This is a genomic window from Azonexus sp. (assembly GCF_036170495.1).
Lineage (GTDB): Bacteria > Pseudomonadota > Gammaproteobacteria > Burkholderiales > Rhodocyclaceae > Azonexus.
In genome coordinates, this window is sequence record NZ_JAVHPH010000454.1 from 1 (window position 1) to 6,940 (window position 6,940).

The 6,940-nt window shown below is 61.4% G+C and carries 6 protein-coding genes; 3 read left to right on the forward strand and 3 right to left on the reverse strand.

What is annotated here, in order from left to right:
- The first annotated feature begins 71 nt into the window (after positions 1-71).
- Positions 72-530 carry a FecR family protein gene (locus tag ADADOO_RS16310; RefSeq protein WP_511278565.1) on the forward strand — a complete coding sequence of 153 codons (459 nt, stop codon included), beginning with the start codon at positions 72-74 and terminating at the stop codon, positions 528-530.
- A complete protein-coding gene (locus ADADOO_RS16315; protein WP_511278566.1) occupies positions 523-1,110 on the forward strand; it encodes an OmpA family protein in 588 nt (195 codons plus the stop codon). Before ADADOO_RS16310 ends, ADADOO_RS16315 begins: the two co-directional genes overlap by 8 nt.
- On the opposite strand, the gene ADADOO_RS16320 is transcribed toward ADADOO_RS16315, so the two are convergent.
- The 3 genes from ADADOO_RS16320 to ADADOO_RS16330 are packed head-to-tail and all read right to left on the reverse strand — an operon-like array spanning position 1,097 to position 4,520.
- On the reverse strand, positions 1,097-3,217 hold the full coding sequence (locus ADADOO_RS16320) for a CHASE2 domain-containing protein (RefSeq protein WP_511278567.1): 2,121 nt from the start codon (positions 3,215-3,217) through the stop codon (positions 1,097-1,099). The genes ADADOO_RS16315 and ADADOO_RS16320 overlap by 14 nt on opposite strands.
- On the reverse strand, positions 3,214-4,176 hold the full coding sequence (locus ADADOO_RS16325) for an MBL fold metallo-hydrolase (protein ID WP_511278568.1): 963 nt from the start codon (positions 4,174-4,176) through the stop codon (positions 3,214-3,216). The genes ADADOO_RS16320 and ADADOO_RS16325 overlap by 4 nt, the downstream gene beginning before the upstream one ends.
- Positions 4,173-4,520 carry an STAS domain-containing protein gene (locus ADADOO_RS16330; protein WP_511278569.1) on the reverse strand — a complete coding sequence of 116 codons (348 nt, stop codon included), beginning with the start codon at positions 4,518-4,520 and terminating at the stop codon, positions 4,173-4,175. Before ADADOO_RS16330 ends, ADADOO_RS16325 begins: the two co-directional genes overlap by 4 nt.
- A 74-nt stretch (positions 4,521-4,594) precedes the next feature.
- Here ADADOO_RS16330 and ADADOO_RS16335 point away from each other — a divergent pair, with 74 nt between their 5' ends.
- Positions 4,595-6,766, forward strand: a complete 2,172-nt coding sequence (locus tag ADADOO_RS16335; RefSeq protein WP_511278570.1) for a YgiQ family radical SAM protein — start codon at positions 4,595-4,597, stop codon at positions 6,764-6,766.
- Positions 6,767-6,940 lie beyond the last annotated feature (174 nt).

A 6,940-nucleotide genomic window follows, 5' to 3' on the forward strand; every position in this document is an offset into this window, starting at 1 on the left:
AGCTCGGCATAGCGCGCGCTGACGGAAATGTCCGTAAAATGTGCAGTCATCGAATCATCAAGGTTTTCGCCATGATTAAAGCACATTGGGCTGCGCTTTGTGCGCTGCTCGCCCTGTTCCCTGGCTCGCCTGCCTGTGCTGCTGACCCGGCCGGCAGGGTCAAGGTCGCCAAGGGGCAGGTCAGCATCGAACGCGACGGCAAGAAACTGCCGGCCACGGTGGGTAGTCAGATTGATGTCGCCGACCGCGTGCGCACCGGCGCCGATGGTTCGGTCGGCGTCACACTGCGCGATAACACCCTGTTGTCGGCCGGCCCGAATTCACTGATCGTCATCGACAAGTTCGCCTTCGATAACGCCACGCAGGACGGCAACATGTCGATCCGCATCCGCAAGGGAACGCTCTCCGTCGCCTCGGGCAAGATCGCCAAGCGGACGCCGGAATCGGTTGATTTCCACACGCCGACCTCGGTTCTCGGCGTGCGCGGCACCGAGTTCGTCATCGAGGTAGAAGGTGGTCGCGATGAATAAGCCGACTGTTTCCGTGGCCTTGGCTGCACTCCTGGTGCTGGCCGGCTGTGCCAGCGAACGCGTCGTCCTGCTCCCGTCGGCCGATGGCCGGGCCAGCGCCGTTGTTATCCGCGACACCCGTGGCGAGATCGTGCTCGACAAACCCTATGCGGCGGCCAAGCGCAGTCTCGATGCCAACAAGGTCTATCAATCGTCGCCAGAAGAGGTCAAGGAGCGCTTCGCCCTGACCTTGGCCGCACAACCGCTACGGCCGAGCAGCTATGTGCTCTACTTCGAAGCCGGCGGCAATGTCCTGACGCCCGAATCGCAGGCGGCGCTGGCCACTATCCGCCAGGAAATCGCCGAACGTCCGGCTTCCGAAGTCATGGTCATCGGCCATACCGACCGCGTTGGCAACGTCGACGGGAACGACCGTTTGTCGAAAACCCGGGCCGAAGGCCTGCGTGATTTGCTGATTGAATCGGGCGTGCCGGCCGACAAGCTGGAAGCGGTCGGTCGCGGTGAGCGCGATCCGCTGGTGCCGACCGACGACGAAGTCGACGAGCCGAAAAACCGGCGGGTTGAAATCAGTGTTCGCTGATTTGGCCGTGCCACTGTAGCAATAACAAGGTCAGGTCATCGGCTGCTGGATGACCTGCCTCGAAGGTCCGCACGGCATCGCGTAGCGCAGTAACGACGATTGGCAGCTCGGCCCGGGCGTGATCCTGAATCACCGATTGCAAACGCCCGATGCCAAACATGCCGTCAGCGCTGCTTGCTTCGGTGACGCCATCGGTAAACAGGCAGATCCGGTCGCCCGGTTGCAACAGGAGTTCGCCAGCCACGTACGGGTAGTCGCCGATGGCACAAAGCGGTGGGCCGGCCGTTGTCGTATCGATCCGCGACAACTGGCCGGCGCGCTGCAGGATGGGCGCATCGTGGCCGGCGCAAACGTACTCCATGCGACCTGAGGCGACATCCAGCACGGCGATGAAGGCCGTGACGAAGAGGTATTCGGCATTTTCTCGACTCAGCTCGCATTCAAGCTCGCGGACGGCCAGGTCAAGATCGGCCTGGCGGCGCGTCAGCGTACCGGTCAGTGTTTTCGAGATGGCCATGAACAGGCTGGCCGGCACGCCCTTGCCGGAAACATCGCCGATGGCCAGGCAGAGTCGCTGTTCATCAAGCAGGAAACAGTCGAAATAATCGCCACCTACGGCCTGAGCCGGCTCAAGGAGGGCGGCGAGGGAAAACCGCCGTTCATCGGCAAATAGCTTGGCCGGGTCGGGCAACAGTCCCATCTGGATGCGCCGGGCGGCGTCGATCTCACCGGCCATCCTGGCTGCCTCTTCGCGGCTGCGCTGGAGTTGCGATTCCGCTTCGTGCCGCCGGCTGTCGGCGGCGACCAGCGTATTGCCGAGGAGCAGAATAAACATCGGCGCGAGCAGCAGTATCTGCGACACCCCATCGAACAACCAGCGTCCGACGAAAAAGGCGAGATAGCCAGCGGCAATCAGCAGCAGGCCCCAGACGGTGAAGCTGATCACGGCATAGCGTGGTCGGAGCACCGGAATCGTCGCGATGAGGAGCAGGCCACCGAGCAGCAGGGTGGCGGTTTCTAGGAGCGACATCCAGGGCGGCCGTTGCAAGGCCTCGCCGCTGAGCAGGCTTTCGATGACCTGGGCGTGGATATCAATGCCGGGCAGGCTTTCGCCGAGCGGCGTGATGATCCGGTCCTGCAGCCCGGTGCTGTTGAAACCGATGATGACGAAACGGTCGTCGAAGATTTCCGGGGGATGCACGCCAGCCAGTACATCGGCGGCCGATAGATAGTAGTTGGCGTTGGCGCGCCCGAAATGGAGCAGCACTTCGCCGTTTGGCTGCGTTGGCAGACGGTAGTCGCCGAGGCGGATCGCCGTCATGCCCTGTCCGCCGCTTTCCGGAACGACAGCGCCGCCGCCGAGCGCCAGACGGACCATTTCGAGGGGCAGCGACAGAAAGGGCAACTGGTTGATGGTGGCTATCGTTGGCACTCGGCGCAGCACGCCCCGTTCGCTGTTCGCCTGCAGTGCGCCGGGGCTGGCGTTGATCAGGCCTTCGCCGGCCGCTGATTTTTCGATCAGCGGACGACTGGCCAGCGCCCCCGCATATTGGGGCAGATGCAGGTCGAGGCCGGTGCCCGGATTGAATTCCGGTAGCGGTCGGGCGGGTTGTGTCGAGCCGGGCAGGGCCTTGCTCAGGCCGACAACGGCGAGTGCAGTCGGATGAGCGCTCAGGGCGCTGGCCAGTTCCCGGTCCGGATCGGGCAGCGTAGCCAGGACTTCAGGGGATAAGCCGGGCATCCGTGCCGAGAGGACATCCGGGCTGTAACGGTCGCGCTCGGCAAAGACAATATCAATGCCCAGTACCAGCGGCTTGCCGGTTTGAATTTTGTTCACCAGTTGGGCGATCAGGTCGCGTGACCACGGCCACTGGCCATGTTTCACCAGGCTCTGGCTGTCGATGCCGACGACGATGACCGGTTCGCTGGTGCGCACTCGCGGCATCTGCCGCTGATATTGATCGAACAGGGCGTCACGAACGTTGAGTAGCGGCGTGCGCTCGATGCCGTTGAGTGCCAAAGCCCCAATAATCAGCAACAGCAGGGGAAAAATCCGGCCATGTCCGACCTCGATCGCCGCAAGGAGCGGTCTGGCCAGGCGCCTCACAGGTCGATAGTCAGGCCGTCGTAGGCGGAAACGATCTCGAGCGGCGCCCGGCTGCCCCGGGTGATCTGCTCGAGCCGCCGCGTTTCGGCGACTAGGCGGGAAAGCTGCTTGTCATCGTGGACCGGCTCGTGGTGGAACAGGACCAGTCGCTTGGCGGCGGCTGCCTGACAGAGTTCGACGCCGACGATGTTGCTCGAATGCCCCCAGTCGGCCTTGACCGAAACGGCCTCGGCCAGCGAGTACATGGCGTCGAAAATGACGAGGTCGGCCTTGCGGAAAAAGTGAGTGAACGCGGCGTGCTCGTCCGGGTTTTCCAGCTTGTGCTCGGAGTCGGTCGAATAGACGACGGTGCGATCGAGACTTTCAAAGCGATAGCCGTAAGAGTCGCCGGCGTGCATCTGGCGCTTGGGCGTCACGTTGAGGCCGGAGATATAACGCGTCTCATCGGGTTGCATGATGTCGAATTCGATCTTTGCGCCGGCCATGGCGTAATCGACCGGGAAGTTGGGCGACTGCATCTGCAGGCGGACGGCCTGTTCGAGATTCGCATGGCAACCGTGGACGACGATGCGGTTGCCCGGAATGTACATGGGCGCGAAATACGGGAAACCCATGAGGTGATCCCAGTGCAGATGGGAAATGAAAATATGGTAAGTCTGCGGATCGGGGATGCCGAAGCGGGCGATTTTTGCCTGACCAAGCGGCCGGGCGCCGCTGCCCATGTCGCAAATGAAATGGTCGTTGCTGTCGCCAACGATCTCGACGCACGATGAATTGCCACCAAAGGTGCCGGCCACCGAAAAGGGTAGTTTGTCGACAAATTCGTCGAGGACCGTGCGGGTCTTGAAGGTCTTACCGTTGGCAGCGCTCAGGGCGGCGACAATTTTTTCCCGGACATCGCGATGCGACAGCGAAACCGGCAGCGAACCGCGGGTTCCCCAGAAAACGACCTGATTCATGAGCCGAGAACCTTGCCGGCGGTTTCGACGCTCACATAGCACGGCACGATCAGGTTGAAGCGGCTGATGGCGAATACTTCCTGAACCATGGGCTGCAGGGCGGCAATCGCAAACACGCCTTTTTGCGCCTTGGCGCGACGCGAGGCCATCATCAGGACACGTAAGCCGGCGCTGCTGATGTAATCGACCCCGGAAAAGTCGAGGAGGACGGAAGGGTGGCCCTGGGCACAACGATCAAGCAGGGGGTCGAGCGCTTTTGTGAACTCTTCGCTGGTTGTGTGGTCTATGCGTCCGCTGACGGAAACGATCAGGACACCGGCCTGTTCGCGGGTGGGAAGATTCATCATCGCGTAGGGGGAGGCTCTTGGATAAAGGGCAAGTATGCCATGGCCCCTGGCGCTCTCAGGTAAAATATTGCATGGATTCAAATCAGCAAAACACCCGCCCGCTCTTCGGTTATCGCAAATTTTGGGCCCACCGTTTCGGGCCGGCTCCCTTCCTGCCCATGTCGCGCGCCGAGATGGAATCCCTGGGCTGGGATTCCTGCGACATCATTCTCGTCACCGGCGATGCCTACATCGACCATCCGAGCTTCGGCATGGCCTTGATCGGGCGTTTGCTCGAAGCGCAGGGTTTCCGCGTCGGCATCCTTTGCCAGCCGGACTGGAATGCTGCGGTCGACTTCAAAAAACTGGGAAAACCGAATCTGTTCTTCGGCGTCACGGCCGGCAACATGGATTCGATGGTCAATCGCTATACGGCCGACCGCAAGATCCGCTCTGACGATGCGTACACCCCCAACGGTGAGCCGAACAAGCGACCGGATCATGCCGTGACGGTCTACGCCCAGCGTTGCCGCGAGGCTTTCCCGGGGTGTAACGTGATTATCGGTTCGATCGAGGCCAGCCTCCGGCGTATCGCGCATTTCGATTACTGGTCGGACAAGGTGCGCCGCTCGGTGCTGCCTGACTCCAAGGCTGACATGCTGTTCTTCGGCAATGCCGAGCGGGCCATTGTCGAACTGGCGCATCGTGTCGCCAAGGGCGAGAAGATCAGCGAAATCCGCGATCTACGCGGTACGGCCTTCATGGTGCCGCGCGGCTGGCTACCTTCGGCGGAATGGGAGGCGGTGGATTCGTCTTCAGTCGATACGCCGGGGCCGCTGATCAAGCACGCCGACCCTTATGCCATGGAAGGCGACTTGAAAAATGAGCAAAATTTCCCGTTGACCGTGGGCATCAATGCTTACCCGGTCCGCATCGTTTCGCGCACCGAGCGGCTGGCAGCGCGCCAGGATCGACGCGCCCATACGGTTATCCGCCTGCCGTCCTACGAACAGGTCAAGGATGATCCGGTGCTCTACGCCCATGCTTCGCGTACCTTCCACCTTGAATCCAACCCCGGCAATGCCCGGGCGCTGGTTCAGGGGCATGGCGAACGCGATGTCTGGCTCAATCCGCCGCCGACGCCGCTAACCACCGAAGAGCTCGATCAGGTGTACGAATTGCCCTACGCCCGTCGGCCGCACCCGAGCTACGGCGAGGCCAAGATTCCGGCCTGGGAAATGATTCGTTTCTCGGTCAACATCATGCGCGGCTGTTTCGGCGGCTGTACCTTCTGTTCGATCACCGAACATGAAGGCCGCATCATCCAAAGCCGTTCCGAAGATTCCGTGATCCGCGAAATCGAGGAAATGCGCGACAAGACGCCGGGCTTCACCGGCGTCGTCTCCGACCTCGGCGGACCGACCGCCAACATGTTCCATCTCAAATGCAAGGACGAGAAAATCGAGACAGCCTGCCGCCGGCTATCCTGCGTCTATCCTGACATCTGCGAGAATATGAACACCGATCACAGCAAGCTCATCTCGCTGTATCGCAAGGCCCGTTCGCTGAAGGGCGTCAAGAAGGTGCTGATTGGCTCCGGCCTGCGCTACGACCTGGCCGTGCGCTCACCGGAATACATCAAGGAACTGGTCACCCACCACGTCGGCGGCTATCTGAAAATCGCTCCCGAACACACCGAGGAGCGCCCGCTCTCCAAAATGATGAAACCGGGTATCGGTTCCTACGACCGCTTCAAGCAGCTGTTTGACCGTTTCTCCCGCGAGGCCGGCAAGGAGCAGTACCTGATCCCGTACTTCATCGCCGCCCACCCGGGCACGGAAGACGAGGACATGCTCAATCTGGCGCTGTGGCTGAAAAAGAACAACTTCCGCCTCGACCAGGTGCAGACCTTCATCCCGACGCCGATGGCGATGGCGACGACGATGTATCACAGCGAGCGTAACCCGCTGCGTAAGGTGACGCGCAGCAGCGAGCATGTAAACACCGTGCGCAATGGTCGCCAGCGCAAGTTGCACAAAGCCTTTCTGCGCTACCACGATCCGGCGAACTGGCCACTGTTGCGCGAAGCGCTCAAGGAAATGGGGCGGGCCGACCTGATCGGCAATGGCAAAAAGCAATTGATTCCAGCCTGGCAACCGGCAGGTACGGGCGGCACCGCCGCAGTATCCCCCGCGACGATCAGGCGGGCTGGGCCGGTGCCGCGTTCTGGCGTGCAACGGCACCCGCGTCCGAGAAAAAAATAGTATTCAATGTGGGTTTGACGGAGCTGTGGGAAGTGGTGATACTCTAAAAAAAGCCGCATTTTCCGTAGCTTCGAAAGCCGTCACCGATTCTGGTGGTCATCGGATCGGCGCTCCGACAACTCAGGCGGCACCAAATCAGGATGGCCGGGGCAGACATGTACAGACGACGAGACC

Coding starts and splice junctions, on each gene's coding strand:
- ADADOO_RS16335 (WP_511278570.1), top strand. CDS start 4,595: ATGGATTCAAATCAGCAAAACACCCGCCCGCTCTTCGGTTATCGCAAA.
- ADADOO_RS16310 (WP_511278565.1), top strand. CDS start 72: ATGATTAAAGCACATTGGGCTGCGCTTTGTGCGCTGCTCGCCCTGTTC.
- ADADOO_RS16330 (WP_511278569.1), bottom strand. CDS start 4,520: ATGAATCTTCCCACCCGCGAACAGGCCGGTGTCCTGATCGTTTCCGTC.
- ADADOO_RS16315 (WP_511278566.1), top strand. CDS start 523: ATGAATAAGCCGACTGTTTCCGTGGCCTTGGCTGCACTCCTGGTGCTG.
- ADADOO_RS16325 (WP_511278568.1), bottom strand. CDS start 4,176: ATGAATCAGGTCGTTTTCTGGGGAACCCGCGGTTCGCTGCCGGTTTCG.